1 protein-coding gene is annotated in these 827 nt (G+C 53.4%); it reads right to left on the minus strand.

What is annotated here, in order from left to right; translation table 11 throughout:
* Positions 1–11: 11 nt before the first annotated feature.
* Positions 12–647 carry an NADH:ubiquinone oxidoreductase subunit N gene (locus OC610_RS28230; RefSeq protein ID WP_264432965.1) on the minus strand — a complete coding sequence of 212 codons (636 nt, stop codon included), beginning with the start codon at positions 645–647 and terminating at the stop codon, positions 12–14.
* Between the last annotated feature and the right edge of the window lie 180 nt (positions 648–827).

Genomic DNA, 827 nt, shown 5'->3' on the forward strand with positions numbered 1-827 from the left:
TGAGAAATGGTCTACGAATATTGGACTTCAATCTCGTCAAGCTGATGATCAAAAGTCTTCAGCCTTGCGGTCCAGGTATACACCAGCACTTCGAAATCACGGTTGATCACTGCCGTGCCCGACGAATCTGCGCGCCCATCGCAAAAATCCAGTTGGTAGCGCTCCCGAGCCATGGCATTGGCGACATCGCACAGCTCACGCGCATTGTTGAGCCAATGCCAATCATCTTGCGCGACCTGCTCGTCCAAAGCGGCACATTGGACTTTCAACGCCTCGAGGCTCTTTTCCAAAGGAGTTCCGGTGAGTTCTCCCATGACCTCTTGGAAGGTGCGTCCCGGCTGCCAATAGCTGCCCCAGAAATAACGATCGAACACCGTCTCGACCCTCCGTAGCGCGACCTTTGTATCCCAGATCAACACCAGGGTCTTGCCTTGTTCCAGCTGTTTTTTCTTGATGCGCTGGCCTTGCAATGATGCCCAGGCGACGATGGCAATGGAGATGACACCGATCAACGCAGACACGCTATCGAGGAAGATCAATGCCTTATCAATCTGATGGGTCAGCATGACGCCATAGAAATAGGTACCTGAAAGCAGCAACAACGCTGCAATAGCGCACCAGAAGCCAGGAGCATAAGGGTTTTTCATTATTGGAATCCCCATGACCAGTCACGTCGCGGGCGCCCTTTGACTACGCCCAACAACCAAAGCATAGCAACGGCCTCGGGGTTTGCTGGAGCGGGACAGCAATTTAGGGGACGATCCGATTACCGGCCTAGAAACGACAAAACCCCTGTCTGCACTGGCAGACAGGGGTTTCGGGAATTC

The organism is Pseudomonas agronomica (assembly GCF_025917275.1).
Taxonomy (GTDB): domain Bacteria; phylum Pseudomonadota; class Gammaproteobacteria; order Pseudomonadales; family Pseudomonadaceae; genus Aquipseudomonas; species Aquipseudomonas agronomica.

What these genes read in the sequence shown, in the direction of transcription:
- OC610_RS28230 (WP_264432965.1), bottom strand. Translation starts at nt 647, where the DNA reads ATGAAAAACCCTTATGCTCCTGGCTTCTGGTGCGCTATTGCAGCGTTG.